The sequence below is a fragment of the Streptomyces sp. NPDC007162 genome (genome assembly GCF_040634175.1).
GTDB lineage: Bacteria > Actinomycetota > Actinomycetes > Streptomycetales > Streptomycetaceae > Streptomyces.
In genome coordinates this window covers 1-1,463 of sequence record NZ_JBEYFC010000986.1, presented here as the reverse complement: position 1 = coordinate 1,463, position 1,463 = coordinate 1, and the positions used below count along the sequence as shown (strand labels likewise).

At 70.7% G+C, this 1,463-nt stretch carries 1 protein-coding gene and 1 pseudogene; both read right to left on the bottom strand.

Annotated elements, in window-relative coordinates; genetic code table 11:
• Window positions 1-97: 97 nt before the first annotated feature.
• The gene (locus tag ABZ646_RS46515) at window positions 98-1,096 is read right to left on the bottom strand and encodes a methyltransferase (RefSeq protein WP_360533817.1); all 999 of its coding nucleotides are present in this window, start codon (window positions 1,094-1,096) and stop codon (window positions 98-100) included.
• Between the two features lie 124 nt (window positions 1,097-1,220).
• A pseudogene (locus ABZ646_RS46510) lies at window positions 1,221-1,463 on the bottom strand (hypothetical protein); the annotation flags it as partial.

The window sequence follows — 1,463 nt, the reverse complement described above, 5'->3', positions numbered from 1 at the left end:
GGCGGCCAGTTTGATGACGCGGTAGGCGAGGCCGAGTTCCTTCAGGCATGCCTCCCCACGTCGGACGCGGGCCCGGCACCGGCGTGTCCGGAGCGGCTCAGGAGGCGGGCACCACGCAGTCGAAGGCGTGCAGATAGGGGTTGACGGGACTGATGTCCTGGACGGTCAGCCCCGCTTCGGTCAGCCGCCGCACCATGCTGTCGGTGGTGTGCTTGGCCCCGCCGACGTTCAGGAGCAGCAGCAGGTCCATCGCGGTGCTGAACCGCATCGACGGGGTGTCGTCGACCAGGTTCTCGATGACCACGACCCGGGCCCCGGGACCGCCGGCCGCGATGACGTTGGCGAGCAGCCGCGCGGTGGACTCGTCGTCCCACTCCAGGATGTTCTTGATGACGTAGACGTCCGCGTCGACCGGCACGGCCTCGCGGATGTCGCCCGGCACGATGCTCGCCCGGTCCGCGAGGTCACCGCCCTCGCGCAGCCGGGGCAACGCCTTGTCCACCACCTTCGGCAGATCCAGCAGGTAGCCCCTCATCGCCGGGTACTTGTCCAGCAGACAGGCCACCACGTGCCCCTGCCCGCCGCCGAGGTCCGCGACCGACCGGCTGCCGGACAGGTCGAGCAGGGCGGCGACCTCACGGGCCGACTGCTCGCTGGAGGTGGTCATCGCCCGGTTGAAGACGTCCGCCGACTCCGGCGCGTCCTCGTTCAGGTAGACGAAGAACTCCTTGCCGTAGAGGTCCTCGACGACGTTGCGGCCGCTCTTCACGGCCTCGTCGAGCCTCGGCCAGGCGTCCCAGGTCCACGGCTCGGTGCACCACAGGGCGATGTAACGCAGGCTGTGCGGGTCGTCCTCGCGCAGCAGCCGGGAGGTGTCGGTGTGCGCGAACGTGCCGTCCGGGCGTTCGGCGAAGACGCCGTAGCAGGACAGCGCGCGCAGCAGCCGCCGCAGCGGCTTGGGGTCGGTGCGCACCGCGGACGCCAGGCTCTCCACGGTCATGGGGGCGTCCCCGAGCGCGTCGGCGACCCGCAGTCGGGCGGCCGCGCGGACGGCGGCGGCACACGCCGCCCCGAACACGAGCTCGCGCAGCCGCATCGACGGCGGCGGAGCGCCCTCCTGCGACGGCGCCCCGGACTCCTTCGCGGGCGCCGAGAGGTCGCGTGCTGGTGCGGTCATGTGCCGCCTTCCTTCCTTGTGGGGGTGTCGTACGTCCGACCGGTCAGCACAGACCCGCGGGCTTGGACTTCTTGCACGAGTTGCCCTTGAAGGCGTTGCCGTGCTTGGCGGCCTCCTGGTTGACCAGGTCGGCGGGGGCGTTGTCCGACAGGCTGTTGTCGGTGACGCTGTTCTTGTCGCTGGTGGCGCCCACGAAGCTCTTGAAGATCACGACGCCGCCCGACAGCGGGGACTTGCCGGAGTTGCCGGTGACCAGGTTCCTGGTGACCAGGGTGTTCTCGGCGCC

What these genes read in the sequence shown, in the direction of transcription:
- ABZ646_RS46515 (WP_360533817.1), bottom strand. Translation starts at nt 1,096, where the DNA reads ATGCGGCTGCGCGAGCTCGTGTTCGGGGCGGCGTGTGCCGCCGCCGTC.